General features: G+C 75.0%; 25 protein-coding genes and 1 tRNA gene. 16 read left to right on the top strand and 10 right to left on the bottom strand.

Annotated features, from left to right (window positions below; all coding sequences use genetic code 11):
* The first annotated feature begins 5 nt into the window (after window positions 1-5).
* The 11 genes from OH807_RS36545 (at window position 6) to OH807_RS36495 (ending at window position 9,432) form a co-directional block, all read left to right on the top strand.
* Window positions 6-239, top strand: a complete 234-nt coding sequence (locus OH807_RS36545; RefSeq protein ID WP_406208254.1) for an acyl carrier protein — start codon at window positions 6-8, stop codon at window positions 237-239.
* Window positions 240-260: 21 nt separating this feature from the next.
* Entirely contained in the window at window positions 261-1,085 is an 825-nt protein-coding gene (locus tag OH807_RS36540; protein ID WP_406208252.1) for a class I SAM-dependent methyltransferase, read from the top strand.
* A complete protein-coding gene (locus OH807_RS36535) occupies window positions 1,085-2,059 on the top strand; it encodes a 3-oxoacyl-[acyl-carrier-protein] synthase III C-terminal domain-containing protein (RefSeq protein WP_406208249.1) in 975 nt (324 codons plus the stop codon). Before OH807_RS36540 ends, OH807_RS36535 begins: the two co-directional genes overlap by 1 nt.
* Window positions 2,059-2,325: an acyl carrier protein gene (locus OH807_RS36530; RefSeq protein WP_406208246.1), complete on the top strand. Its 267-nt coding sequence runs from the start codon at window positions 2,059-2,061 to the stop codon at window positions 2,323-2,325. Before OH807_RS36535 ends, OH807_RS36530 begins: the two co-directional genes overlap by 1 nt.
* Window positions 2,322-3,188, top strand: coding sequence for a hypothetical protein (locus OH807_RS36525; RefSeq protein WP_406208243.1), 867 nt, complete (start codon window positions 2,322-2,324; stop codon window positions 3,186-3,188). Before OH807_RS36530 ends, OH807_RS36525 begins: the two co-directional genes overlap by 4 nt.
* Before the next feature lie 226 nt (window positions 3,189-3,414).
* Window positions 3,415-4,782, top strand: coding sequence for a condensation domain-containing protein (locus OH807_RS36520; protein WP_406208240.1), 1,368 nt, complete (start codon window positions 3,415-3,417; stop codon window positions 4,780-4,782).
* Window positions 4,779-5,843: a polysaccharide deacetylase family protein gene (locus OH807_RS36515; RefSeq protein WP_406208237.1), complete on the top strand. Its 1,065-nt coding sequence runs from the start codon at window positions 4,779-4,781 to the stop codon at window positions 5,841-5,843. Before OH807_RS36520 ends, OH807_RS36515 begins: the two co-directional genes overlap by 4 nt.
* 34 nt (window positions 5,844-5,877) lie before the next feature.
* Window positions 5,878-7,191, top strand: a complete 1,314-nt coding sequence (locus OH807_RS36510) for an MFS transporter (RefSeq protein ID WP_406208234.1) — start codon at window positions 5,878-5,880, stop codon at window positions 7,189-7,191.
* 98 nt (window positions 7,192-7,289) lie between these two features.
* A tRNA-Met gene (locus OH807_RS36505) sits at window positions 7,290-7,363 on the top strand.
* 168 nt (window positions 7,364-7,531) lie between these two features.
* Window positions 7,532-8,137: an ArsR/SmtB family transcription factor gene (locus OH807_RS36500; protein WP_406208231.1), complete on the top strand. Its 606-nt coding sequence runs from the start codon at window positions 7,532-7,534 to the stop codon at window positions 8,135-8,137.
* Window positions 8,134-9,432, top strand: coding sequence for an MFS transporter (locus tag OH807_RS36495; RefSeq protein WP_406208228.1), 1,299 nt, complete (start codon window positions 8,134-8,136; stop codon window positions 9,430-9,432). The genes OH807_RS36500 and OH807_RS36495 overlap by 4 nt, the downstream gene beginning before the upstream one ends.
* A gap of 424 nt (window positions 9,433-9,856) precedes the next feature.
* Here the strand turns inward: OH807_RS36495 and OH807_RS36490 are convergent, their stop codons facing one another.
* Window positions 9,857-10,084, bottom strand: coding sequence for a hypothetical protein (locus OH807_RS36490; protein ID WP_406208225.1), 228 nt, complete (start codon window positions 10,082-10,084; stop codon window positions 9,857-9,859).
* Window positions 10,085-10,594: 510 nt separating this feature from the next.
* Here OH807_RS36490 and OH807_RS36485 point away from each other — a divergent pair.
* The 3 genes from OH807_RS36485 (at window position 10,595) to OH807_RS36475 (ending at window position 13,162) form a co-directional block, all read left to right on the top strand.
* The gene (locus OH807_RS36485; protein WP_030918248.1) at window positions 10,595-10,798 is read left to right on the top strand and encodes a cold-shock protein; all 204 of its coding nucleotides are present in this window, start codon (window positions 10,595-10,597) and stop codon (window positions 10,796-10,798) included.
* 370 nt (window positions 10,799-11,168) lie between these two features.
* Window positions 11,169-12,680, top strand: coding sequence for a DEAD/DEAH box helicase (locus tag OH807_RS36480; protein WP_406208222.1), 1,512 nt, complete (start codon window positions 11,169-11,171; stop codon window positions 12,678-12,680).
* A 101-nt stretch (window positions 12,681-12,781) separates the two neighbouring features.
* The gene (locus OH807_RS36475) at window positions 12,782-13,162 is read left to right on the top strand and encodes a CBS domain-containing protein (RefSeq protein ID WP_406208220.1); all 381 of its coding nucleotides are present in this window, start codon (window positions 12,782-12,784) and stop codon (window positions 13,160-13,162) included.
* Between the two features lie 153 nt (window positions 13,163-13,315).
* On the opposite strand, the gene OH807_RS36470 is transcribed toward OH807_RS36475, so the two are convergent.
* The gene (locus tag OH807_RS36470; protein ID WP_406208218.1) at window positions 13,316-13,534 is read right to left on the bottom strand and encodes a hypothetical protein; all 219 of its coding nucleotides are present in this window, start codon (window positions 13,532-13,534) and stop codon (window positions 13,316-13,318) included.
* A gap of 215 nt (window positions 13,535-13,749) precedes the next feature.
* On the opposite strand from OH807_RS36470, the gene OH807_RS36465 reads away from it, so the two are divergent.
* Both OH807_RS36465 and OH807_RS36460 read left to right on the top strand, forming a co-directional pair.
* The gene (locus tag OH807_RS36465) at window positions 13,750-14,235 is read left to right on the top strand and encodes a saccharopine dehydrogenase NADP-binding domain-containing protein (protein WP_406208215.1); all 486 of its coding nucleotides are present in this window, start codon (window positions 13,750-13,752) and stop codon (window positions 14,233-14,235) included.
* Window positions 14,145-14,822: a hypothetical protein gene (locus tag OH807_RS36460; RefSeq protein ID WP_406208212.1), complete on the top strand. Its 678-nt coding sequence runs from the start codon at window positions 14,145-14,147 to the stop codon at window positions 14,820-14,822. The genes OH807_RS36465 and OH807_RS36460 overlap by 91 nt, the downstream gene beginning before the upstream one ends.
* A 75-nt stretch (window positions 14,823-14,897) precedes the next feature.
* Here OH807_RS36460 and OH807_RS36455 read toward each other — a convergent pair whose 3' ends face one another.
* The 8 genes from OH807_RS36455 to OH807_RS36420 form a co-directional block, all read right to left on the bottom strand.
* Window positions 14,898-15,290, bottom strand: a complete 393-nt coding sequence (locus OH807_RS36455) for a hypothetical protein (protein ID WP_406208210.1) — start codon at window positions 15,288-15,290, stop codon at window positions 14,898-14,900.
* Window positions 15,291-15,436: 146 nt separating this feature from the next.
* Entirely contained in the window at window positions 15,437-16,531 is a 1,095-nt protein-coding gene (locus tag OH807_RS36450; protein ID WP_406208207.1) for a RimK family alpha-L-glutamate ligase, read from the bottom strand.
* On the bottom strand, window positions 16,524-17,171 hold the full coding sequence (locus OH807_RS36445; protein WP_406208204.1) for a GAF domain-containing protein: 648 nt from the start codon (window positions 17,169-17,171) through the stop codon (window positions 16,524-16,526). Before OH807_RS36445 ends, OH807_RS36450 begins: the two co-directional genes overlap by 8 nt.
* Window positions 17,161-18,042 (bottom strand): S8 family serine peptidase, encoded by an 882-nt coding sequence (locus OH807_RS36440; RefSeq protein WP_406208201.1) that lies wholly within the window; start codon window positions 18,040-18,042, stop codon window positions 17,161-17,163. The genes OH807_RS36445 and OH807_RS36440 overlap by 11 nt, the downstream gene beginning before the upstream one ends.
* Window positions 18,035-21,244, bottom strand: a complete 3,210-nt coding sequence (locus tag OH807_RS36435) for an AAA family ATPase (protein WP_406208198.1) — start codon at window positions 21,242-21,244, stop codon at window positions 18,035-18,037. The genes OH807_RS36440 and OH807_RS36435 overlap by 8 nt, the downstream gene beginning before the upstream one ends.
* Window positions 21,241-22,719 carry an MFS transporter gene (locus OH807_RS36430; RefSeq protein ID WP_406208195.1) on the bottom strand — a complete coding sequence of 493 codons (1,479 nt, stop codon included), beginning with the start codon at window positions 22,717-22,719 and terminating at the stop codon, window positions 21,241-21,243. The genes OH807_RS36435 and OH807_RS36430 overlap by 4 nt, the downstream gene beginning before the upstream one ends.
* Window positions 22,716-23,741: a DUF6895 family protein gene (locus tag OH807_RS36425; protein WP_406208192.1), complete on the bottom strand. Its 1,026-nt coding sequence runs from the start codon at window positions 23,739-23,741 to the stop codon at window positions 22,716-22,718. Before OH807_RS36425 ends, OH807_RS36430 begins: the two co-directional genes overlap by 4 nt.
* Entirely contained in the window at window positions 23,738-24,892 is a 1,155-nt protein-coding gene (locus OH807_RS36420; RefSeq protein WP_406211376.1) for a radical SAM protein, read from the bottom strand. Before OH807_RS36420 ends, OH807_RS36425 begins: the two co-directional genes overlap by 4 nt.
* Window positions 24,893-24,985 lie beyond the last annotated feature (93 nt).

The following is a 24,985-nucleotide window of genomic DNA, read 5'->3' as shown; positions in this document are numbered from 1 at the left end:
ATGCCATGAGTTCCGCAGGTATCGACAAGGTCCGGGACTGGATCCTCGGCCGTCACCCCGAGCGCACCGAGCTCGCCGCCGACGTCGACCTCATCGAGAGCCGGCTCGTCGACTCGCTCTCCTTCGTCGAACTCGTCTACACGATCGAGGACGCCGCGGGCATCGAGATCGACTTCGACAACATCGACATCGAGGACTTCCAGACCCTCACCACCATCGAGAAGGCGTTCTTCGCCTGATCCCGAGGAGGGATCTTCACCATGGATGCTGTCTCGTACACCGCACAGTGGATGGCCGCGGCCCGCTCGCAGGAGTCCGAGCGCGAGGACGCGCTGTTCGTCGACCCGCTGGCCCGCGACCTGGCCGCCCCCCGGGGCTTCGAGCTGATCGAGCGCTACGCCGGCGGGGGCCTGCTGCCGTTCATCTCCATCCGGACCAAGTACCTGGACGACGCCATCCGGGACGTCCTGGCCGAGAGCGGGATCCAGCAGGTGGTGCTGATCGCCGCGGGCATGGACACCCGCGCGTACCGGCTCGACTGGCCGGAGGGCACCGAGGTCTACGAGGTCGACCACGCCCTGCTGATCGCCGAGAAGCGCCGCCGCCTCGACGCCCTCGGCGCCGAGCCGCGCACCGACCGGCGCGAGGTCTCCGCCGACCTCACCCAGGACTGGCTGCCCGCCCTGGAGGCCGCCGGCTTCGACCGCGAGCGCCCGACCCTGTGGGTCGCCGAGGCGCTGACCTTCTTCCTCACCGAGGAACAGGCCGCCGCGCTGCTGCGCCTGCTCGGCTCCGCCTCGGCCCCCGGCAGCCACCTGGCCTTCGACATCCTCGGGCGCGCCCTGCTCCGCAGCCCGTTCTCGAAGCCCTTCCTGGACACCCTCGCCGCCGACGGCACGCCGTGGATCTTCGGCACCGACGAGCCCGAGGAGTTCCTGACCGCCAACGGCTGGAGGACCACCGACCTGCGCGAGCCCGGCCAGCCCGGCGCCGGCGAGGGCCGCTGGCCGTACCAGGTCCAGCCGCGGAACCGCCGCGGCGCCAACCGGCTCTGGCTGATCCGCGCCGAGACAGCGACGCTCTGATGGGCCGTCCGACCACGGACCGCCGGATCACGCTGGAGCGGATCGAGTCGTACCTGCCCGAGCGCAGCGTCCGGATCGAGGAGCTGGGCGAGCGGCTGGGCCTGAGCCGGGCCGAACTCGGCGTGTTCCGCAAGTTCTACGGCCTGGACACGCTGCGCTTCGACCCCGCGCTCCCGCTGCTCGACCTGCTCCGGCCCGCCGCGCGCGGCGCCCTGGCCGCCCTCCCCGAGGGCGGCCGGGTGGACTACCTGGCCTACGCCCACACCACCCAGGCGGTGGCCCCGGCCGACGTGGACATCGCCCGGGTGGTCGGCGACGACCTCGGCCTCACCGGCACCGAGGCCTTCGGCCTCAGCCACCAGGCCTGCGTCAGCAGCCTGGGCGCCATCGACGTGCTCGGCGAACTCCTCCGCGCGGAGGGCGCCGAGGGCGCGTACGCCCTGATGGTCACCGGCGAGCAGGCGTACTCGCCGATCGTCCAGCACGTCCCCAACACCGCGATCATGGCGGACGCCGCGGCCTCCTGCCTGATCACCCTGGACGGCGACGGCGACATCGTCCGCTCCTTCGCCACCCGGACGCTGGGCGAGTACGCGCAGTGGCTGGAGCTGACCCCCGAGCAGAACACCGAGTTCGGGCAGCAGTACGGCAGCCGGATCGCCGAGGTGATCCACCAGGCCCTGACGGAGGCCGGGTCGACGCTCGACGAGGTCGACCTGGTGATCCCGCACAACGTCAACAAGCTGGCCTGGCGGCAGACCATCAAGGAGCTGGGGGTGGCGCCGGAGAAGGTGTTCCTGGACAACGTCCCGCGGGTCAGCCACACCTTCGCCTCGGACGTCTTCGTCAACTACACCACCCTGCGCGACGCCGGCCGCCTGGTGGACGGTGCGCACTACCTGCTGGTCTCCGTCGGCCTGGGCGCCACCTTCGGCGCGATGGTGATCACGCACCGTGCGGCAGGTGGGAGCTGATGGACCGTCAGGATGTGCTGGCCGTCATCGAGAAGGCACTCGGCGAAGTCCTGCAGCGGCCGGTCTCCGGGCTCACCGAGGAGACCGCGCTCTTCGACGAGCTGCAGCTCGACTCCCTCGCCGTGCTGGGGCTGCTGATGACCGTCGAGGAGGCGACCGGGATCGCGGTCGACCCGGAGGCGCTCGACATCGACCACCTGCGGACCATGCGGTCCTTCGCCGACTACGTCGAGGAAGCGCTCCGCCAAGAGGAGGGGACGTCATGAGCGGACTCGCCGTCCGGGCCGCCGCCGCGGTGCGCTCACCGCAGGGCCGCGCACCGGGTGACGCCGCGGCCGCGCTCGACTACTACCGCGACCTGCTCGCGCCCTACGGCGCCAAGCCGGACGAGGAGTTGCTCGGCCGCGGCGCACACGTCCGGCATCGCGACCTCGCGGACCTGCTCACCGCCGACGAGGGCGTCGGCCGGAGCCGGCCGGAGCTGCTGATCGTCACCCACGCCCTCCCGGACGTGGTGCCGTTCACCGCCGTCGCACCGTACCTGACCGATCGCCTCGGCGGCCGGGCGGCCAACTTCGCGATCGGCCAGCAGGGCCTGGCCGCGCCCTTCACCGCCCTGCGGATCGCCTCGGCGTACCACAGGGCGGGGCGGGCCGCGGAGGTGGTGCTGGCGGTGCTGGAACAGACCACGCTGCCGACGGCCTTCCCGCTCGTCGACGAGACCCCGCTGGTGGACTCCGCCGCGGCGCTCGTCCTCGGGCCCTCCACCGGGGCCGGCCTGCGGTTCGCCGGGGCGCGCTCGGCCGGGTCGGCGGCCGCCGCACTCGGCGCGGAAGCACCCGGCCCGGACCTCGGGCCCGGGCCCGGCCTCGGACTCGGGCTCGGGCTCGGGGAGGACGGCACCCTGCTGGTCCTCGGTCCCTGGGTCACCGAGGACGTCACCGAGGCCGTCGCCGGGAGCACCGCGGTGCACCGGGTGGCCCCGGGCAGCTACTGCACCAGCCTCTGGCTGGAGCTGGCCGAGCACTGGCAGGAGTGGCAGCAGGCCTACCGGCGGATCGTGCTGTGCGACACCGACCCGCGATCCGGCCGCAGCCACGTGGCACTCTTCGCCGCCGGCGAGGGGTGACTCCCCGGTCGGGGCCGGGCCCGTCCGTCACGGCCGGTCGTGGCGGACGGACCCGGCCCCGAGCACCGCGTCCGCGCAGACCGCCGCGCGGGCGCGCACCCTCGCAGCCGCCCGGCCGGAGGAGGCCGGCCCGGCCGCACCCGCTCGGCCGGGGCGGACGCTTCGCCGCCCCGGCCCGGCTTCGACAGACATCGGACGAGGCAACCGAAGGGCAGGTCGGAACACCATGACCACGGTCAACGAGCGCACCATCGAACTGGACTCCGCGAGGGCCGGGACGGGCCCGGCCACCTGGGGGCAGCGGGCGATCTGGGGTGTCGTCACCCGGCTCGGCGACGACGCCCCCCGCTACAACCTGCCGGCCGACCTCCCCGTCTCCCCGCCCCGCCCCGCCGACCGCGTGCTCGCGGACCTCACGGAGCTGCTCCGGATGCACGACAGCCTGCACACCCGGCTGCTGCCGGTGGGCGAGGACGGCCTGGAGCAGGTCGTGGACGGCAGCGGCGCGCTCACGGTGGAGGTCCGGACGTGCGCCGCGGCCGAGGCCCCGGCGGTCGGTGCCGGCCTGCTCCGGGAGCTCGCCGGACGCTCCTTCGACCAGGCGCGGGAGTGGCCCCTGAGGATCGGCCTGGTGGAGTGCGAGGGGCTCGTCCACCGGCTGGTGCTGGCGGCCTCGCACACCGCGATGGACTACTGGGGGCTCGGCCGGATGCTCCGGGACTTCGCGCTGATCGAGTCCGGGGAGTCCGCCGAGTCGCTCCGCCTGGCGCGCCCGGCCCTCCAGCCGCTGGAGGCCGCGGCGGTGCAGGCCTCGCCGCTCGGCCGCCGCCGGGACGAGGCGGCCCGCCGCTACTGGTGCGATCAACTCACCGCCGGGCCGCGGCAGATCTTCCCCACCGCGCCGGAGCTCGCGGCCGATCCGGGCCGGATGTTCCCCAACGCGCTGCTGCGCTCGCCCGCGCTGGCGGTGGCCGTCGGGCCGGTGGCGGCGGCGCTGGGGGTGAGCGACGCCGCGGTGCTGCTGGGCGCGGCCTCCCACCAGCTGGCCCGGATGTCCGGCAGCAGTGACGTGCTCTTCCAGGTGGTCGTGGGCAACCGCTTCCAGCCGGCCGCCGCGGCCGCCGTCAGCACCGTCGCACAGGAGGCGCTCTTCCTCCTCACCGACGCCGACAAGGACTTCACCGACGCGGTGCGCCGGACGCGCTCCACCGCGTTCAACGCCTTCCGCCACGCCGCCTACGACAAGTGGGCACTCGACCGGGAGGTGGCGGGGCTGGTCGGGCGCGGTGAGGCGGCCGACCACTCGTACTGGTGGAACGACACCCGGGATCCGGCGAGCGGCCCGTTCGACACCGTGGAGCGGCCGCAGGCCACGCCGGGCGAGCTGGCCGGCCGGACGGAGTTCAGCTGGCCGACGGAGTTCCTGCCCCGGGTGAACGTGTCGGTGGCGGTGGACGTGCTGACGGCCCCCGGCGCCCTCGAACTCGCCATGACCGCCGACCCGGCCGTCCTCTCGCGCGACGGCATGGAGGAGTTCCTGCGCGGCGTCGAGCAGCTGGTCGTGGCCGCGGCGACAGCGCTGGGGGAGGCGTGACCACCCGCTACGCGGGCATCGCCTGGACGGGTACCGGCTACCGCGTCGAGGTCGTCGACGCGGTGGGCCGGCGGGTGGTGGAGCCGGGCAGCTGGGACGCCGGCCGGGTCGCCGAACTCATCGTCCGGCTGCGGGAACTGGCCGGCGGCGGGGCGCTGGCCGTGGTCGTCGACAGCACCAACGGCCTGCTCGACGGCCCGATGACCGCCGCGGGCCTGGACGTCTACCGCGCCGACCCGTGGCAGCTGCCGCCCCGGCCGCGGTTCGGGTCCGTCCCCGCCGCGCTGCTGGCCGAGCAGGCCCGCAGCGCGCCGGGCACGCTGGCCCGGGTGACTGCCGAGGGCGGCAGCCTGACCGGCCGCGCCGAGGAGTTCCACGAGGGCGTGCGCGCCAGCGAGCCCGTCCGGGCCGCGCTGACCGCGGCCGGGCGCTACTTCGAACACGGTCGGCGCGACACCCCTCGCGTCGCGCTGACCTTCGACGACGGGCCCGACCCGGTCCACACCCGGCAGGTGCTGGAGATCCTGGACCGCTACGACGCGCGGGCCACGTTCTTCTGCGTCGGCCACCATGTGGCGGCCCTGCCCGACGAAGTCCGCCGGATCGCCGCGGCCGGCCACGAACTCGGCAACCACTCCTGGTCCCACCCCTTCCTCCCCGACCTGACGGCCGGACAGCTGCGCGAGCAGCTCGACCGCACGGCCGAGGCGGTCGCCCGGGTGACCGGCGAGACCCCGACCCGCTTCCGGCCCCCCTACGGCGCCCTCAGCCCCGAAGTGCCGGCCGCCCTGGAAGGACGCCCGACCATCCTCACCATGTTCGACGTGGACTCCCGGGACTGGACCAGGCCCGGGCCCGGGCAGATCACCGCGACCGTGCTGGAGGCCACCGGGCCGGGCTCGGTGGTCCTCATGCACGAGGGCGCCGGTGACCGCGGGCAGACCGTCCAGGCCCTCCCGTCGATCGTCGAGGGCCTGCTCGAACGCGGCCTGGAGCTGGTCACGGTGGGCGAACTCGCCGAGCCGGCCGGTACCGACAGCACGCAGCCACGCGACCGATGAAGAGCACGATCGACGACCGAAGGACTGAACCGTCATGGAAGAACGCTTGGCAGAGCACACGGCTGCGGAGGCGTCACCGCAGCACCAGGACCGGCCCGCCGGGGAGCCGTCCACCGAGGGGCCGCCCGCCGCGGGACCGCTCCCGGGTGAGCCGGCGATCTGGTCCCGCAACTTCCGGTACTACTTCACCGCGCGCAGCGCCGGTCTGCTGAGCTGGGCGATGCTGCCGGTGGCGGTGTCGGCCGGTCTGCTGGCGGGCGGTTACGGGCTGGACACCGCCGGGTACGCGATGGCGTTCCTGGTCGCGCCGTTCGCGGGCCTGGTGCTGTTCGGCGGCGTCCTCGCCGACCGGTTCACCGCCCGCCGCATGATGATCATCGCCGACCTCACCAACCTGACGGCGCACCTGCTGCTCGCCCTGCTGTTCCTCAACGGCATCGACCACCTCTGGCAGCTCTACGGCCTGCTGGTGGTCGCCGGCACCGCCAACGCGATGTTCCAGCCCGGTGCGTCCTCCACCGTCCCCCTGGTCTCCCGTGACGTCCAGGGGGCCAACGGCGTCCTGCGGACCTCCGAGGCGATCACCGGCCTCGGCGGCCCCGCCCTCGCCGGCGTCCTGGTCGGCTTCGGTTCGACCGGCTGGGTCATGGTCATCTCCGCGGTCGCCTACGGCACCAGCGCGTTCTGCCTCTTCACCCTCCGCCTCGGCAGGATTCCCGCCCCGCCCGCCGGCGAGAGCCTGTGGCGCAACCTCGCCGTCGGCTGGTACGAGTTCCGCTCCCGCAGCTGGCTCTGGGGCGTCATCCTGATCTGGATGTTCTACGCGATCCTCTCCTGGGGGCCGCAGCTGTCCGTCGCCGCCGGCGTGATCGTGCCCCGGCACGGTGCGAGCGCCTTCGGCCTCGTCAACGCCGCCCTCGGCGCGGGCACCGTCGCCGGCGGGCTCCTCGCGATCCGCTACAAGCCCCGCCGCCCCCTCGCCGCCGGCGCCGTCGCCATGATGGCCTACCCGCTCTACCCGCTCGGCATCGTCCTCGACTGGCCGGTCTGGCTCCTCGCCGCCGCCCAGATCGCCGTCGGCATCGGCATCGGCGTCTGGGGCGTCATGTGGGCCACCAGCGTCCAGACCCAGGTCCCCGGCGAGGTCCTCAACCGCGTCCACGCCTACGAGGTCGCCGGCTCCGTCGGCATGTACCCCATCGGCAGCGCCCTCGCCGGCCCCGCCGTCCACGCCTTCGGCACCGACAAGGTCCTCCTCGTCGGCGTCGCCGTCGCCTTCCTCACCGCCACCGCCCTCCTCCTCACCCGCCCCATCCGCACCCTCGGCCGCGCCCCCGAACGCACCTGAACCCCACCGGACACCCCGACGGCACCCCGACGGCACCCCGGCGATTCCGCAGGCGATTTCGCGTTGGCCCGGCAGTCGCGTAGAGTCGGGTTCACCGACGCGGGGTGGAGCAGCTCGGTAGCTCGCTGGGCTCATAACCCAGAGGTCGCAGGTTCAAATCCTGTCCCCGCTACGACGAAGGCCCGGGATCGGCGCACGCTGTGCGCTGGTCCCGGGCCTTTTTTCGTCGGCCGGCCGGGGGCGGCGGGCCACTCCGGCGAGGGGCCGTCACTCCCATGTTGCAGAGGAACCTCTGCAAATACCTCTATGCAGAGAACTCTCTGCATCCTACGATGACGCCATGACGGAGCACCCCGAACAGCCGACCCCGCCCGCCCGGCAGTCGCGCCGGCTCGACGCCCGGAGCCTGCGCGGCCTGGCCCACCCCCTGCGGATGCAGATCTTCGAACTCCTCAACCTGGACGGCCCGTCCACCGCCACCCGGCTCGCCGAGCGGCTCGGCGAGAACACCGGCACCGTCAGCTGGCACCTGCGCCACCTGGCCGAGCACGGCTTCATCGAGGAGGAGACCGGCCGCGGCACCAAGCGCGAACGCTGGTGGCGCCGGGTGCCCGTGGCCAACCGGCTCGACACCTCCGACTTCCGCGACGACGCCGACACCCGCGGCGCGCTCTCGCTCTACCTGCACGAGCTGGTGCAGCAGTACTTCAACCGGGTCACCTCCTATCTCGGTGAGGAGTGGGAGAACGAGTGGCGCGACGTCGGCACCGTCTCGGACTGGAGCCACCTGCGGCTGACCGCCGCCCAACTCCAGTCGCTGAACGAGGAGTTCGCAGCCGTCATCGCCCGCCACACCCCCGCCCCGGACGCCGAGCCCGACCCGGACGCACTGCCGATCGTGGTCCAGATCCAGTCCTTCCCGCGCCGGTCCCGGAACGCCCGGTGAGCGCCGCCGCGCAGGGCGGACTGCTCCGCCGCAACCGCGACTTCCGGCTGTTCTGGTGCGGCGAGACCGCGGGCAAGTTCGGCGCGTCGGTCACCGGCGTGGCACTGCCGCTGATCGCCGTCTCCGACCTGCACGCCTCCACCTTCGAGATCGGCCTGCTGAACGCCGCCGCGTGGACGCCCTGGCTGCTGATCGGCCTGCCGGCCGGCGTCTGGGTCGACCGCTTACCGCGCCGCCCGATCATGATGGCCGCCGCCGCGATCTCGCTGCTGCTGTTCGCCGCCGTCCCGGTCGCCCACCGGCTCGGGATGCTCAGCACCGGCCTGCTGCTGACGGTCGCCCTGCTGACGGGCACCGCCGCCGTCTTCTTCCAGACCGCCTACACCGCGTACCTGCCCGGCCTGCTCAGCCCCGCCGACCAGCCCGAGGGCAACGCCAAACTGCACGGCAGCGCCTCCGCCGCCCAGATCGCCGGGCTCGGCTCCGGTGGCCTGGTCGCCCAGTTCGCCGGCGCGGTGAACGGCATGTTCGCCAACGCCGCCACCTTCCTGGTCTCACTCGTCTGCCTGGGCCGGATCCGCCACCGCGAGACACCCGCCCCGCGCCGGGAGCGGGCGCTGCGGCGCGAGGTCGCCGAGGGTCTGCGCCTGGTCGCCGGGGACGGCTGGCTGCGGTCGCTCACCCTGTTCGGCGCGACGTCCAACCTGGCCCTGATGGGGTACCAGTCGGTCCAGGTCGCCTTCCTGGTCCGCGAGGTCGGACTCGGCTCCGGCACGGTCGGCGGCCTGATCGCGACCGCCGCGAGCGGCGGCATCGCCGGGGCGTTCGCCGCGCGCCGGATCGGCGCCCGGATCGGAACCGCCCGGGCGCTGCTCCTCTTCGAACTGGGCCTGTCCACGCTCGCCCTGCTCATCCCCCTCACCACCGACGGGGCGGGCCTGCTGCTCTACGTCGCGGGCGGGTTCAGCGTCTCCGCCGCCGTGGTGGCGGGCAACGTGCTCAAGTCGGGCTTCCAGCAGAGCTACTGCCCGCCCGGACTGCTCGGCCGGCTCACGGCCAGCGCCGCCGTCCTCAACTACGGCACCATCCCGGTCGGTGCGGTGCTCGCCGGCATCCTCGGCACGACCCTCGGCCTGCGACCCGCGATGTGGATCACCACGGCCGGCGTGCCGCTCGCCGCACTGGTCCTGCTCTTCTCCCCCGTCGGCCGCAGCCGCGACCTCCCGGCCACGCGTCTCGCGGACGTGACCGGAACGGACTCGGACGACCACGCACCGGCCGCGGCCCTGCGCTGAAGCACGCGTCCGCCGAGGCCCGCACCGGCGCCTCCGGGCGCCGGGAACGGGCACCGGGAACCGGTGGGACGTGCGGGAGGGGTGAGGTCGAACGGGGGGTACGTGGCGCCGCCAGGTACATCCGCCCGGGGCCGTGTCGCCAGCAGGGGTAGCACAGGGGTGCAGCAGGAACCACGGACTGCGCCGCGGGCGTGGTGATCACCGGCGGCGGGCTCGGCACGCGGACCGTCGGCGGATCGGGGCCCGGGCAGTGCGCCCGGCAGGCTCGCCGGTCTCCGCCCACCACGAACGGGTGAGCATCGGCGGACCCCCGGCGGCAGGCCGGTCGGGCCCGGCGGCCGGCGGCCGCGGGTGGTGGCGGGCGGGGGACGGGCGGAGCGGAGGAGTTGGACGGGGGCCCGGGCCTGGACCGGGGCCCCCGGGGTCAGAGTTTGAACATCGCGGTGTAGGGGTAGACGACGCGTACTTGCCGCGACCCGAAGTCGACGAGGACAGCGATGTCCCCATCGCCCTCGACCTCGATCGCCCGGCCGAGGCCGTAGCTGTCGTGGGTGACACGGTCGCCTACTTCGAAGCGCTTGACCGGCGCCTCTGGACGAGCTTTGAAGGGGCTGGTGGGCAGGGGCCGGCGGACTGCTGCTGGTTTCGTCATTCCGTCCAGTATGCGCCGGAAACCGTGGCCGTGGGCCCCAGGGGCGGGCTCGAATTCGGTTGGCCGGCATCCGAAATCGCGCCCACGGGCGGATCCGCCGCTGCCGCCCGGGCCGCTCACGACGGCGGGCGCCGGGCCGGACGGGCGCACGGCGCCCGCCGCGAGCCTCCCCGCAGCGGACTTCCGCCGGATCCGCCGACCCGGACGGCCGCCACCCCGTTCGGCCATTCGGCCTGGTCACACCGTGTGTCGCGGTTTTCCGGCGGCGGCCGGCGGCACTCCCCCGGAGCGGTTTCCACGAGACCGGGAGTGAGAATTCCGCCGCCGCGGGCCAGGGCCTGCTAGAGTGGTTCCAGTTGCAGTAGTGGTTCCCATGAACTTTGTGTGCGCCTGCTGATGGATCGCAGGCGCATTTTTTCTTTCCCGGCTCTTCCCCGGGTGGGTGCTCATCACGGCGACTCGGAGCCGGCACCGTGCGGGCTCCGGTCAGCCTCTTGAAGGAGATTCTTAATGGCTAATGGCACTGTGAAGTGGTTCAACGCGGAAAAGGGCTTCGGCTTCATCGAGCAGGAGGGTGGCGGCCCGGACGTCTTCGCCCACTACTCGAACATCAACGCCAACGGCTTCCGTGAGCTGCTCGAGGGCCAGAAGGTCGAGTTCGACGTCACGCAGGGCCAGAAGGGCCCGCAGGCGGAGAACATTCGCCCGCTGTAGTTTCACCTGCCACGGCACCCGCCCAGCAGCGAGGGGCCCGCACCGCGTACATGCACGGTGCGGGCCCTTCGGCCTTTGCTCCAAGAACGATCCGGGCCACTCAGGCCCCCGGCTCCGCCACCGGCGGCCGGTCCCACGCGAGACGCCCAGCGCCGCGTCCGGGCCGGCGCCCTGCCGTGACAGCTCACGGTTCGAGTTCTCCGCTCCCGCCGATTTCCGGTGAGCGGCCGACCGTAGGTGACGTGCCGCACGGTTCTACCGTCCACGCCCCGCCCGTCACATTCTCGGCCCGTTTCCCTTGCGGTCTCCGCCGGCGCCCCGCGCCGCTGAGCCTTCCTCGAAGCGTGCCGCCCTTGAGGAAGGTTTCCGCATGAACCGTTCCAGCCGCTCCCCCTACCAGAACTCCCGCTCCGGAGCCGGTTCCCGCTCCGGCGGCGGCCCCGCCGGCTCCCGGTCGACCGGCGGCCGGCGCCCCTCCGGCAGCCGGAACGGCCGTCAGGGCTCCGCACCGTCCGGCGAGTTCGCCATGCCGGTCAGCACCACCCCGTCCCTGCCGGCCGTCGAGTCGTTCGACGAGCTGGACATGCCCAAGGCGCTGCTCTCCACGCTGACCCGCCAGGGCGTCACCGCGCCGTTCCCGATCCAGGCCGCCACGCTGCCCAACTCGCTCGCCGGGCGCGACGTCCTCGGGCGCGGCCGGACGGGTTCGGGCAAGACCATCGCCTTCGGCCTCGCCGTGCTGGCCCGGACGGCCGGCCGGCGCGCCGAGCCGCACCGCCCGCTGGCGCTGGTGCTCGTCCCCACCCGTGAGCTCGCGCAGCAGGTCACCGAGGCGCTCACCCCGTACGCGCACTCGGTGCGCCTGCGGATCGCGACGGTGGTCGGCGGGGTCTCGATCGGCCGTCAGGCCCACCTGCTGAACCGCGGCGCGGACGTCGTGGTGGCCACCCCCGGCCGGCTCAAGGACCTGATCCAGCGCGGCGACTACCGGCTGGACGAGGTCGGCATCGCCGTCCTGGACGAGGCCGACCAGATGGCCGACCTCGGCTTCCTTCCGCAGGTCACCGAGCTGCTCGAACAGGTCGCGGAGGGCTGCCAGACGATGCTGTTCTCGGCCACCCTGGACCGCAACGTGGACCGCCTGGTGCGCCGCTTCCTCAACGACCCGGTCACCCACTCGGTGGACCCGTCGGCCGCGGCGGTCAGCACCATGGAGCACCACGTGCTGCAGGTGCAGAACCACGACAAGAACGCCACCATCGCCCACATCGCGTCCCGCGACGGCGGGGTGATCATGTTCACCGACACCAAGCACGGCGCGGACCGCCTGGTGGAGGACCTGCTCGCCAACGGCGTGAAGGCCGCCGCGCTGCACGGCGGCAAGTCCCAGCCGCAGCGCACCCGCACCCTGGAGCAGTTCCGCACCGGCCACGTCACCGCACTGGTCGCCACCAACGTCGCCGCCCGGGGCATCCACATCGACGGGCTCGACCTCGTCGTCAACCTGGACCCGCCGAGCGACCACAAGGACTACCTGCACCGCGGCGGGCGCACCGCCCGGGCCGGCGAGTCCGGCACCGTCGTCACCCTCGTCCTGCCGAACCAGCGCCGCTCGATGGCCCGCCTGATGGCCACCGCCGGCATCACCCCGGTCACCACCCGGGTCAGCGCCGGCGACGACGAGCTCACCCGGATCACCGGCGCGCGGGTGCCCACCGGCGTGCCCGTCGTGATCCCGGACCCGGTCGTCGAGCGCCCCCGCCGCGGCGGCGCCCCGGGCCGGGGCCGCCGCAGCCGCCCGGCGCAGTCCGAGGGCCGCACCCCGCAGGCCGCCTCGGGCGGCCGCCGGCGGGCGCCGCGTCGCATCGCGCTCGCCGCATAGCCGCGCAGCGACGAACACCGGAGCCCGCACAGCGTCGACACCCACCGTCAGTGCCCTGATCGCCGCCGACACCGGCGGAAGAGACGACAAGGAGCCCGCCCATGACCACCAGCGTCGAACTTCCCGTGGCCACCCCCACGGTCGGCGACCTCATGAAGCGCCCGGATCTGCAGATCAGCGACGACGTCATGGTCGACACCGCGATGGACATCCTGCGGACCTCCGGTGCGGACCACCTGCTGGTACGGGACGACGACGGCCGCTGCGCCGGGTTGCTGACCCGGCTGCACCTCGCACCGTTCCAGGCCCGGTCCTGGTACACCGAGCGCACCGCAGTGCGCGACATCGTCCTCGACCGGGCCCCGTTCGCCACGGCCGACATGCCCGCCGCCACGGCGGCCGCGGCCATGCGCTCGCGCGGCCTGGACGCGTGGCCGGTCGTGGACCGGGAGGGCCGCGTGATCGGCCTGCTCGGCGCGTAGGGCTTGTCCGACTGATCCCTGGAGGACCGAGGGAGACCTCGGTCCGGTCCGGGCCCCCGCCGTCGGGCGGCAGCCCGGCCCCCGCTGCCACCACACGAGTCCGGCCCCACCGCAAACGCGGCGGGGCCGGACTCGTGCACGTTCATCGGTCTGCTAGCCGACAGCCTGGTACCCACCGTCCTCGGCGCGGAAGATCTGCCTGGCCTTGGAGAGCAGCTGGAGGTCACGGCGCACGGTGCGCGGGTCCGGGCGGACGACGTAGGTCTCGCGGGCCCGGTTCCAGTCCCAGGTGCCGCCGTCCTTCCGCATGATCTCCAGGAGGCGCTGCCGGCGTTCGATCGCCGAGGCGGGTGGGGTGAGGTCGTCGTTCATGCGTCCATTCTCTCGCATCGCGGTGCCGGGTCGGGACAGGGGCGTGCAGGACGGCGGTGGACGGCGTGCGGTCGTCCCTGCTCCCGCCGGTCGGGAGCGGAGCGGACGGGCGGGCCGGCCCGTCGACGGCCGCCCCCGTCTCCGCTTCCCCGGGCCGGGGTTGGCGTCCTCCGGACGGCACCCTCCGGGGGCCGCCCCCTCGGTACGATCGGCCGATGACCACGATTCTGATCATCGGTGCGGGTGACATGGGGGAACGGGTCGCCGACGGGCTGGCCGCCGGCGGACCGGGACGGCGCCTGCTGGTGGCGGGCCGGTCGGCGGGCGGCGACGCCGTGGCAGCCACCGTGGCCAGCGCCCGCGACTGCCGGGTCGAGGCCGTCCGCCTCGACGCCTCCCGGCCGGACGACGTCGCCGCACTGGTCGCCGCCGCCTGCCCCGACCTGATCGTCAACTGCGCCTCGCTGCGCGGCCCTGGGCGACGGCCGGCCGTACCGACCCGGCCGCCCGGGCGATCGCCGCGGCCGGGCTGGCGCTGCGCCTGCCCTACCAACTCCCGCTCGTCCTCTCGGTCATGCGGGGCATCCGGGCCGCCGGCCACACCGGCCCGGTGGCCAACCTGTCGTTCCCCGACGTCACCGGCCCGGTGCTGGCCCGGCTCGGCCTCGCCCCCACCCTCGGCCTCGGGAACGCGGGCATGATGCACCTGCGGGTCCGCGCCGCACTGCGCGCCGCACTCCCCGACCGACCGCTGCCGCTGATCCGCGTCCTCGGCCACCACTCCCAGGTGTTCGACGTGATGCAGGCCCGGGAGCCCGCCGACCCGGACCTCCGCGTCCGCGTCCACCTCGGCGAGGACGGGGAACGGGCCGACCCGCTCGCCTACCAGGCCCCGCCCCTGGCCCCCGGACCGCGCTACAACGCCGTCACCGCCGCGGCCCTCGGACCCGTCCTGGAGGCGCTGCTGCCCGGGGCCGCCCCGCTGCGCCACTCGACCGCCGCACCGGCCGGCCTGCCGGGCGGCTACCCCGTCCGGATCTCCGGCGGCTCGGTGGCCCTGGACCTCCCGCCGGGCCTCTCCGAGCCGGACGCGATCGCCTTCAACGAGCGCCTGGCCGCCGGCGACGGCGTCCACCGCATCGACGCCGACGGCACCGTCCACCTCACCGACCGGTGCCGCCGGGCCGTCGCCGGGATCGCGCCGGACCTCGCCGACCCGATCGCCGTCGACGACCTCGCCGTCCGGGCGGCCCGCCTCGACGCCGTCCTGGCGGCGGCGGCCGGCTGACCGCACACCCGCTCACGGGCCGGCCCGTGAGCGGGCACGAGGGTGGGGTACGGAGAGGCGGAGTGCGGGGCCCGGTCAGCGGGCGTCGCGGCGGACCTTGAGGGCCCAGAGCACCAGGGGCAGCTGCACCGGAAGCCGGGCGGCCGCGACCTGGCGCCACGGTGAGGGCCGGTGGCGCCAGTCGTGGGCCATCTTCACGTTCGCCGGGAAGACCGCGGTGAACAGGCCGGCCGCCGCCAGCGCCCCCAGCGCCCGGGTGCGCGGCGCGGCCACGGCGGCGCCGACGGCGAGCTCGACCACGCCGCTGCCGTACGTCCAGGCCCGCGGACGGCCGGGCAGCCGGCGCGGGACGATGGCGTCGAACGGGCGCGGGGCCACGAAGTGCGCGACCCCGGCGCCGATGAGCAGGCCGCTCAACAGGCGGGCGGACCGGACCGACCGGGCCGGCGACAGCGGCGTCTCGGACACGGGGCGCTCCTTCGGTTCGGTGCCGCACCCGCCTCGGGCACGATGGTTACCGAACAGTAGCGTGCGGCGCGGCGGCCCGGAAGGCATCCTTCCGGGCCGCCCCGCCGCACGGCCGGTGGCGAGCGGCCGCCCCTCGGCCGGACGGCCTACCGGGCGGGGGCCGGGCCGGCGAGGAAGCCCAGGAGGTCGAAGCGGCCGGGAGCCGGGAGGGCCCGGCGGTGCAGGCCGGCCAGCATGGCGGCCACCGCCGCGGTGACCGGGGCGGTGCCGGTCCGCTCCTCGGCCCAGCGCCAGTCGCCGTCCGGGTTGACCTCCAGGAAGACCGGGGTGCCGGCACTGATCAGGAAGTCGAAGGCGCCGTAGTGGAGCGACATCGCCGCGGCCAGGGCCAGGGTGGCGGAGACCACCGCGGGCGGCGGGTCGACGGGGTGGACCGCGACCCGCTCGGGGGCCAGCCACGGGTCCGCGGGAGTGTCCTTGACCACCCGGAAGGCGTGCAGCTGCCCGGCCACGAAGTAGACGCGCAGCTCCTCCTCGTGCTCGACGTACTCCTGGACGACGACGGGCGGGCCGGGGAACGGACCGCCGCCGGGGCGGTCCGCGCGGAGGCCGGACCGGTCGACGACCACCGGGAAGACGCCGTTGAGCCGGCCCGGCACCGACTCGACGAAGTGGTGGTGGGCCGCCTTGATGACCAGCCTCGGACACGTGAACGCGTCCCGGGCGCGGGACGGGTCGGTGGTCAGCATCGTCCGCGGGACGGCGATCCGGTGCCTCCTCGCCAGGTGCAGCTGGGCGAGCAGCCCCACCGGGGCCGGGCGGAGCGCCGTCCCGGAGACGGTCTCCAGCTGGCCTGCCGCGGCCTGCCAGGACTCCCGCAGGAACTGCGTCCGGGCCCCGTCACCGGTGCCCTCGATCGCGGCCACCGAGAAGTGCCTCACCCACGTCACGGTGGGGGTCAGCCGGCGCCCGTCCAGGCAGGCCGACCGTCCGTCCGGGGCCACCACCAGGTCGGCGGTGAGGAGTTCGTCGGCGTTCAGCCGGGCCCACCGGACGCCCTCGGCGGCGAGCCGGGCCTGCACCGCGTCCAGGTCACGGTCGCAGGCCCGGCTGAGCAGCAGCACGCACGGGACGGGGCGCGGGCGGACGTCGACCGTGTGCGCGGGGTGCGCGAGCTGGGCGAGGAAGGCCGCCTGGGACGCGACGGGCCGCGGTGGGGCGGCCGGACGGGCGTCAGCCATGGTCACCGGCCAGCAGTTCGTCCGCCATCACCAGCAGTTTGTTGACGGTCGCGGCCACCTGGTCGGAGGCCTGCGGCAGCCGGTCCGCGACCCGTTGCAGCAGGAGCGCGCCGGCCGGCCCGGCGGGGGCCGCACCGGACCGGGCGCCGCGCTCGGCGTCCAGCGAGCGGAGCCGGAGCAGCAGCTCCAGCACCGTCGCCATCTCGGTCGCCAACAGCCCGAGCGAGGCCATGTCCCCGAGGTCGCAGCGCTCCCGGCTGTCGTGGTCCAGCACTTCGAGCACGCCGATGCAGTCGCCCTCGCAGATCAGCGGGGCGGCCATGATGCTGCGCGGCACGTACCCGGTGGACTCCGCCGCCTTCCGGGCGAACTGGTGGCTCTCCGAGACGTCGTCGATCACCAGCGGCTGGCCGGAGACCATCGCCCAGCCGGCGATGCCGGTGCCGCTGGGGAAGCGCGTCCCCAGCAGGTGCTGCTCGCCCTCGCCCGCGACCGCCTCGAAGACGAGGTCCCCGTTGTCCTGGTCGACCAGGAGCACGGAGGCGGCCGCCGCGCCGAAGACGCTGCGGGCCACCTCCACGATCGACTGGAGCAGTCTGCGCTGCGGGATGTCGGCACTCGCCGGCCGGTCAATCGACACGGGCACCTCCCTCGGGTGCGGCCACGTTCCCGGCGGCCAGGTAGAGGACGGACTTGAGCTGGAACGGGGTGAACGCGCGGTGCTTGCTGAGGATGAGCGCGCAGATCCCGGAGATGTGCGGGGTCGCGAAGCTGTTCCCGGTGCTGAGCAGCCGCCGGCCGCCGGGACCGGCCACCGGCACCCGGACGCCGCGGGCGTAGAACTCGACCGGGGGTGACGGGTTGTAGTAGTAGGTCATCGGGTTGGGGCTGTCGTGGCTGGCCACCGAGATGACCGAGGCGAACGGCCACGGGTAGCTGCGCACCGGCATGTTGTGGGCGGAGGCGACGATGATGCAGCGCCGGAAGTAGGCGGCGTCCGAGAGGTCGCGCAGCGCGTCGCAGAAGTCGGGCTTGGTGGTGGAGAGGCTCATGTTGATGACGTCGAAGCCCTCCTCGACGGCCCAGGTCAGCCCCTTCAGCAGGGCGGCGCCGCTGCCGTGCCGGCCGCTGGACAGCACGCGCACCGAGGTGAGCGACACCGCGGGGGCGATCGAGCGGATCACGCTCGCGCAGGCCGTGCCGTGGCCCGACGCGTCGCCGGGTTCGGTCGGGGTGACGACGAGCTCGCCGTCCTCGCCCTTGATCACGTCCAGCGCGCGGTCGAGCCCGCCGACCAGCGGGTGGTCGGCGTCCACGCCGCTGTCGAGCACGCAGACCCGGACCCCTGCGCCGTCGGCGTCCCCCCAGGCCCACTCCGGGGTGACCGGCCCGAGCGGGCTCACCGCGAAGGGCTCCTGCGGCACCACCGACACGGGCATGCTCCAGGCGGGCACGCCCGGGAAGTGGTCGCGCGGCGGCCGACGCCACGGCGGGAGCTCGGTCTCAGTCATCCGTGCCGCCCTCCCCCGCCCCGCCGGCGGCCGCTGCCGATGGACGGCCGGCGCCCGCCGCGGGCAGGGCGGTGGCGAGCCACGCCCGGACCCGCCCGGCCGGGAGCGCCGCACCCTTGGCCTCGAACCTGTGCAATGCCGCGCTCCCTTCCTCCCTCGCCCGGCCGGTCCTCCCGGCCGCGGCGAGCACGATCGCCAGATCGAAGAGCGTGTCCCCGGTCAGGCACGGGTCGTCGGAGCCGGCCACCAGGGCCCGGGCCGCCAGCGCCTCGGCGACCGCCTCCTCGTGCCGGCCGCGGACGGAGGCGATCCGGCCGCGCAGCGCGGCCGTGCCCAGGCGGGCCCGCAGGCCCGGGCTGCCGCCGTCCCGGCCGATCCGGTCGAGGGCCTCCGCGGCGGCCGCCGTCCGGCCCTGGGCGAAGAGCTCCCGGGCGATGGCGACCTCGGTGTTGCGGGTGTCGGAGGCGTGCTCGGTGGTGCGCAGCACGCTCAGGCTCTGCCGGTACCGCGCCTCGGCCACCTCGTGCGCGCCGGCCAGCGACTCCACGAAGCCGGACGCGTCCAGCACCACCGCGTCGGCCAGGTCGGCGTGCACGTCACCGGAGTAGGCCAGCGCGTCGGCCACGGTGCGCCGGGCACCGTCGAGGTCCCCGCCGAGCGCCTCCAGGTGGGCGCGGGTCACCAGGACCGGGATGAGCAGGGCCCGGCCGGCGGCGAACCGGTGGCCGAGCATGGCGCACAGCTCCAGCCCGGCCGGCACGCCGGTCGGCGCCCACTGCGCCAGCTCGCAGACGGCGCAGAGCAGCCGGTCCTCCTCGTAGCGGTCGCCCAGGGCGCGGGCGCGGGCCAGCGCGAGCCGTAGCGCGGCCTCGGCGGCGGCGGTGCGCTCCGCGGCGAGGTCGAGGTAGGCCAGCAGCTGGTGCAGCCGGCACCGGCTGAGGTCGTCCTCGGGGTGGCGCTCCAGCTCGGCCGCGAGCACGGCGGCGTCGGCCGCCACGGCGTCGGGCGGGGCCAGGCCGAGGCGGAGCGCCACGATCCCGCGCTGGACGGCGCAGACGGCCGTGTTCCGCCGGTCGGCGGGCAGGGCGGCCTCGGCGGCGGCGAGGGCGGCGTGGCAGCGTTCCTCGTCCTGCAGCCAGATCCCGGCGTCGCAGACGTGCAGGGCGAGCGGGGTGTGGCGGGGGTCGCCCTCCGGGAGGAGGTCCCGGGCGCGTTCGAGCAGTTGGACGGCGGCGGGCAGGTCCTTGCGGGCGAGGGCGGCCATCCCCTCCGCGATCAGGGTGTCCGCCGCCGGACCGGCCAGGGCCGGCAGCTGCCGGTCTCCCGGCCGCAGCTGCCGGCGCAGCCGGGAGGTGGCCTCGACGTGGTAGACGACGGCCATCGCGTCCTGCGGCCGCTCCCGGCCGAAGCGTTCGGCCAGGTGGTCGTGCCACCGCTCGCGGCGCGTCTTGGGGGTGAACTCGTAGGCGGTGTCGCGCAGCAGGGCCTGCGCGAACCGGACGGTGCCGGCGGGGCCGCGCTCCAGGACGCGCCGCCGGGCGAGCCTCGCCATCGCCTCGTCGGCCGTGGCGGCGCCGATGCCGTCCGCGTCGGCGAGCTCGCGCAGCAGCTCCCGGGTGAACTCGCGCCCGATCACCGCGGCGAGCTCCAGCAGGGCGCGTTCGGTGGCGGGCAGCTGGTCCAGCCGGGCGCCCAGGATCGCCTGGATCGTGGGCGGGATCTGGGGGCCGGGGGCGGTTTCGGCGAAGACCTCCATGAGCTGTTCGGCGAAGAGCGGGTTGCCGTCGCAGAGCACGGCGACCCGGCCGGTGACCTCCTGGTGGTCCTGCGCGGCACGCTGCTCCTGGGCATGGACGTCGCCGCGCAGGGCGAGCTGCCCGACCAGGGCCGCGGTCTGCTCGGCGTCCATCGGCCCGAGCTCCAGCGTCGTCGCGCAGGGTTTGCCGCCGCCCCAGGCGCTGCGGGTGTCGAGCAGTTCGGGGCGGGCGACGCAGAGCAGCAGCACGGGGACGTCGTGCAGCCAGGTCGCGACCTCGTCGATGAGGTCCAGCAGGGTGGCCTCGGACCAGTGCAGGTCCTCCCAGACCATCACCACCGGGCGCGACCGGCCGAGGACCTCCAGCAGGTGGCGCACCGCCCAGGCGATGTCCTCGACACCGACCTGGCCGGTGCCGCCGTCCTGGTCGACCACCGTGCCGAGGGTGTGCGCGACCAGGCTGTCGGCGGGCGGGTCGCCGGGCCGGCCCCCGTCCTCCGCCAGCAGCCGGGTGAGGGCCGGCCAGCCGCCGGGGAGCGAGCCGAGCATCTCGGCCAGCGGGCGGTAGGTGATCCCGCGGCCGTACGCCGAACAGCGGCCGGTCAGGACGGTGACCTCGCCGTCGGGCAGGGTGGCGAGGAACTCCCGCACCAGGCGCGACTTTCCGATCCCGGGCACCCCGACCACGGTGGCCAGGCAGACCTGCCGCCGCAGCCGGGTGCGCCGGAAGCTGTGCTCCAGCTCCTCCAGCTCGTCGGCCCGGCCGATGAACGGGGTCGGCGCGGGGGTGTCGGCCGCCGGGTCGGCGGTGGTGACCCGCCACGCCGGGACCGGCCGGGCCTTGCCCTTCAGCCGCAGCGGCTCGACGGGCTCGATGCCGACCTGCCCCCGCACCACGGCGGCGGTGTCGGCGCAGACCAGCACCTCGCCCGGGGCGGCGGCCGTCTGCAGCCGGCTGGCCGTGTTGACGGAGTCCCCCACGACGCGGAAGTCGTCCCCGCCCCGGGTGATCACCATGACGTCGCCGGTGCAGATGCCGGCCCGTGCCTCCAGCTTCACCCCGTACGCGGCGCCGAGTTCGGCGGTGAGGCCGGCCAGGGCGTCGAGCGCCCCGGTGGCGGCGCGCACGGCGCGGACGGCGTCGTCCTCGTGGGCCACCGTGGCGCCGAAGGCGGCCAGGATGGCGTCGCCGATGAACTTCTCCACCGCGCCGCCGTGATCGGCGATGCAGGCGCCGCAGCGCGCGAAGTAGCGGTCCATCACCTGCCGCAGCGCCTCGGGGTCGAGCCGCTCGGCGAGGGCGGTCGAGCCGACGATGTCCAGGAACAGCATGGACACCTTCTTGCGGGTCTCGCGCCGGTCGGCGCCGGCGGCGAGCTGGGCGCCGCAGCCGGCGCAGAACCGGTCCGGCTCGGCGGCCGCGCGTCCGCACGCGGGACAGTTCACGGTGTGCCCTTCAGGGTGGGCTCGGCCGGCCCGGGGCCGGGCTCGTCGCCCGGCTCGTCGGCGGGCAGCCGGCCCGGGCCGGACGCGGCGGCCGGTGGGGCGGCGGGTGCGGTGTCCGGCGCGCCGTCCGGGCCGGTGTCCGGTGCGGGACCGGCGGCCGGGGCGGGCCCGGCGGCCGGGGAGGCGGCCGGGGCGGGGAGGGCGAACCGCGCGCAGACGCCGGCGAGCACGACGACGACCCCCGAGGCGGCGAAGATCGTGTCGATCGGGCCGAACCGGAGCCCGGCGAGCGAGCCGGAGAAGTCCCGCAGGCCACTGCCGGCGAGCCAGCCGGCCAGCACCGCCGTCAGCATCGCCGCCAGCCGCGTCACCGGGTAGAACACGGCGAGCACCCGGCCCCGGAACTCCTGCGGGGTCGCGGCCAGCAGCAGCGGCGCCATGGCGGTGTTCAGCATGGTGATCGGCAGGATGAAGACGAACAGCACCGCCACGGCGCCGGGGAAGCCGGTCTGCCGGGAGTACAGGACCAGCAGGACGCCGCTGACCATCAGGCCGATCCAGGTCGTCCGGCGGGCGCCGATCCACCCCACCACCCGGCCCGAGGCCAGCGCACCGGCGATCCCGCCGATCCCCGTCGCCATCCCGAGGTAGCCGTACAGCTGGGCGGAGGCGTGCAGGTTCCCGGTGGCGAAGAAGACGTTCAGGGTGGTCAGGGCGCCCACCCCGAGCTGGCCGACCACGGTGAGCAGCAGCAGCGCGACCAGGAACCGGCTGCGCACGAAGAACCGCAGGCCCGCCCGGAACTCCCTGACCACGCCGGGGCGTTCGGCGCCGGCCTCGGCCGGGACGGCGGCCGGCGCCGGCCGGATGTCCACCGAGCGGATGGCGACGTAGGACACCAGGTAGGAGAGCGCGTTGAACAGCAGCGCCCACTGGATGCCGACGGTGAACAGCAGCGGCGCGGCGATCGGCGGGCCGACGATCCAGGCGGTCTGCGCGGTCGCCTGGGCGATGCCGGCGGCCCGCGCGCGGTCGGCGTCGCCGGTGACGAACTCCGCGACGACCGCGAACCGCGCCGGGGTGAAGAACTGGCCGGCCGCGTTGAGGACCAGCACGGTCAGGTAGATCAGGCCGAGCCAGAGACCGACCGGGAGGTCCCCGGCGGGCAGGAGGGAGACGGCGGTCAGCACGGCCACCAGCCCGCCGCGGATCACCTCGGTGCCGAGCATCGTGGCGCGCTTGTCCCAGCGGTCCACGAAAACGCCCGCGAGGGGGCCGACGAACAGCACGGCGGCACTGGTCGCCAGCACGACGCCGCTGACCGCCTGCGGCCCCCAGGGCTGCCCCTTGGCCAGCACGGTGGCCACCCAGAGCACCAGGGTGGTGCTGAACACGGCGTCCCCGACCGAGGAGACGGCCTGGCCGAACCAGAGGCGGGTGTACTCGGGGCTGATCAGGACCGGCAGGCGGATCACGGGGCACCCGCCGGGGTGAGGAGCAGCGTCATCAGGGCCGTCACCAGGGTGGTGTGGTAGGCCTTCGCGAAGAACGCGCCGGCCCCGTCCGCCGGCGTCACCCTGGTGCCCGCGGACCGCCCGGGGATCGCGCCGTCGCTCTGCTGGGCCCGGGCGAGGCAGCCGACGGCGGCCCTGCCCCAGGGGGTGCGCAGCGGCTCCAGGCCCAGGCAGGCCTGCGTCATCAGGAGCTCCGCCGCCAAGTCCCACCAGTCGCGCCGGACGCAGTGCTCCAGCAGCCGGCGGATCAGCTCCGCCACGTCCGTCAGGGCGTCGGCGGACAGCCCCGCGCCGGTCCGGCCGAAGTCGCTCAGGTAGAAGCCGGAGTGCGTGACGGCGTACGCCTCGGGGACGGTCACCGGCGGTTCGCCGGGCGCCGGCGCGCGCCCGGCCGCCTCGGCCGGGAGCGTGACGAGGACGTTCCGGGCGAGGAGCTCCGGGTACGGCTCGACGGTGTGGCGCACCCCTGCCTTGTCGGCGTAGTACCGCAGCTCCAGCCGCTGGTAGGGGGACCTCCCCCGCGGTGACAGGTCGTCGGCGGCCAGCCCGGCGAGCACGGCCCGGCACGGCCGGTCGTCGATGCCGTCGGGGGCCAGCGCGGCGTAGACCAGCCCGTAGTACGCGGCGCAGCGGGGGTCGGCGGTGACGAGCCGGGGGAAGTCCGGGTGCTGCCAGATCGCCCGGACGCGGGCGCTCACCCGGCCGAGCCGCGGGTCGCCGCCGGTGTCCAGCCGGGCCCAGCAGTGCTGGAGCAGCGCCAGTTCGAGCGCGGCCTTCGCGGGCGCGTACGGCGTCTCGTGCCCGGTGGGGCCCGGGCCCGGCGCGTACGGGTCGAAGCGGTCGAGGTTCCGCTCCAGCCAGCCGAGGGCGCCGGCGGAGAGCCGGTGCAGATCGGGCGGCGCGGCGTCCGGCGTCATGACGTCCGGCGGTGCGGCGCCCGGGAGCGTGACGTCCGGCGGTGCGGCGCCCGGCGGCGTGGTCACAGGCGCCCCGTCTCGTCGAGGTAGTCGAGCAGGGCCGCGTCCACCGTGTCGTGGAAGCCCGTGAGCGTGCCGCGGTCGTCCGCGCGCCGGTAGAGGTCCTCGCAGCCGACCCAGCGCTCCCGGGTGACCTCGCCCGGCAGGTACCCGTCGGCGATCGTGCCGACCTCCCAGTCGGTCCGGCCGGCCGTCTCCCAGCAGCTCGCCAGCGTGCCGTCGGCGCTGACCACGGAGCCGTAGCGGCCGTCGCCGTAGCCGCAGGTGACGCACGGGCGGCGGGCCTTCGGGCGGGTCACGGTGAAGCCGAGGTCGAGGGCGCGGCGCTGCCACCGGGTGAACCGGTCGGACAGGTCGCGGCTGTGCCGGAGGTCGTTCCCGTAGCCGATGCCGACGTCCCCCACCTGGGCGAAGTACAGGGTGCAGCGGGCGGGGTCGAGCGCGGCGGAGAGCCGGTCGATCAGCGCGTCGACGCCCTGGTACGTCTCCTGGGAGACGTTCACCCGCAGGATCCAGCGGAGCGGGGAGACGTCGGAGGCCCGGACGATGTTGCGCACCGTGGTGTCGAAGGTCCCGGCGCCGTCGGCCCGCCGGATCCGGATCCGGTCGTGGTCGGGGCGGTCGCCGTCGAAGCTGACCTGGACGGAGCGGAGCCGCAGGCCGGCCAGCCGGGTGGCCAGGGCCGGGGTGAGCAGCGTCGCGTTGGAGATCATCCAGGCGGAGGCCAGCCCGTGGTCGGCGGCCCGTTCCAGCAGCTCGACGCAGCCGCGCGGGTTGAGCAGGGGCTCCCCGCCGAACAGCAGGACGCGCAGCTCCGTCACGGCGGCGGCGGCCATCTGCCGGTCGGTGAAGTCGAGGATCGAGCCGATGGTCCGCGAGGTCAGGCGGCTCCGGGCGATGCGGGGCGGCCGGCTGCCGCCGGCCGGGTCCTGGCCGGTGTTCTGGAAGCAGTAGCCGCAGCCGAGGTTGCAGTTGGTGCTGGTGAGCACCGTGAGCGAGTAGCTGCGCGGGAGCGTCGAGGTCAGCAGCCCGTGCTCGCGCAGCCGGCCTTCGGTGGCGGGCCGCAAGCGCCCCTCGGCGGTCAGCTGGCCGTCCCGCAGACGGGCCAGCCCGCCGCCCGGGCCGAGGAACCACCAGTTCCGCTCGCCGCGGAGGATGCGCGCGCCGGCGAGGTCGGTGGCGGGACCGGTGCCGGTCCCGGTGGCAGGGTCGGTGGCGGGGTCGGTGGCAGGGTCGGTGGCGGGGTCGTC

The organism is Kitasatospora sp. NBC_01560, assembly GCF_045208415.1.
Taxonomy (GTDB): domain Bacteria; phylum Actinomycetota; class Actinomycetes; order Streptomycetales; family Streptomycetaceae; genus Kitasatospora.
The sequence above is the reverse complement of the archived record's forward strand: the minus strand, read 5'-3'. Positions and strand labels throughout refer to the sequence as shown.

What these genes read in the sequence shown, in the direction of transcription:
- OH807_RS36545 (WP_406208254.1), top strand. Translation starts at nt 6, where the DNA reads ATGAGTTCCGCAGGTATCGACAAGGTCCGGGACTGGATCCTCGGCCGT.
- OH807_RS36540 (WP_406208252.1), top strand. Translation starts at nt 261, where the DNA reads ATGGATGCTGTCTCGTACACCGCACAGTGGATGGCCGCGGCCCGCTCG.
- OH807_RS36535 (WP_406208249.1), top strand. Translation starts at nt 1,085, where the DNA reads ATGGGCCGTCCGACCACGGACCGCCGGATCACGCTGGAGCGGATCGAG.
- OH807_RS36530 (WP_406208246.1), top strand. Translation starts at nt 2,059, where the DNA reads ATGGACCGTCAGGATGTGCTGGCCGTCATCGAGAAGGCACTCGGCGAA.
- OH807_RS36525 (WP_406208243.1), top strand. Translation starts at nt 2,322, where the DNA reads ATGAGCGGACTCGCCGTCCGGGCCGCCGCCGCGGTGCGCTCACCGCAG.
- OH807_RS36520 (WP_406208240.1), top strand. Translation starts at nt 3,415, where the DNA reads ATGACCACGGTCAACGAGCGCACCATCGAACTGGACTCCGCGAGGGCC.
- OH807_RS36510 (WP_406208234.1), top strand. Translation starts at nt 5,878, where the DNA reads ATGGAAGAACGCTTGGCAGAGCACACGGCTGCGGAGGCGTCACCGCAG.
- OH807_RS36500 (WP_406208231.1), top strand. Translation starts at nt 7,532, where the DNA reads ATGACGGAGCACCCCGAACAGCCGACCCCGCCCGCCCGGCAGTCGCGC.
- OH807_RS36490 (WP_406208225.1), bottom strand. Translation starts at nt 10,084, where the DNA reads ATGACGAAACCAGCAGCAGTCCGCCGGCCCCTGCCCACCAGCCCCTTC.
- OH807_RS36485 (WP_030918248.1), top strand. Translation starts at nt 10,595, where the DNA reads ATGGCTAATGGCACTGTGAAGTGGTTCAACGCGGAAAAGGGCTTCGGC.
- OH807_RS36480 (WP_406208222.1), top strand. Translation starts at nt 11,169, where the DNA reads ATGAACCGTTCCAGCCGCTCCCCCTACCAGAACTCCCGCTCCGGAGCC.
- OH807_RS36475 (WP_406208220.1), top strand. Translation starts at nt 12,782, where the DNA reads ATGACCACCAGCGTCGAACTTCCCGTGGCCACCCCCACGGTCGGCGAC.
- OH807_RS36470 (WP_406208218.1), bottom strand. Translation starts at nt 13,534, where the DNA reads ATGAACGACGACCTCACCCCACCCGCCTCGGCGATCGAACGCCGGCAG.
- OH807_RS36465 (WP_406208215.1), top strand. Translation starts at nt 13,750, where the DNA reads ATGACCACGATTCTGATCATCGGTGCGGGTGACATGGGGGAACGGGTC.
- OH807_RS36450 (WP_406208207.1), bottom strand. Translation starts at nt 16,531, where the DNA reads ATGGCTGACGCCCGTCCGGCCGCCCCACCGCGGCCCGTCGCGTCCCAG.
- OH807_RS36440 (WP_406208201.1), bottom strand. Translation starts at nt 18,042, where the DNA reads ATGACTGAGACCGAGCTCCCGCCGTGGCGTCGGCCGCCGCGCGACCAC.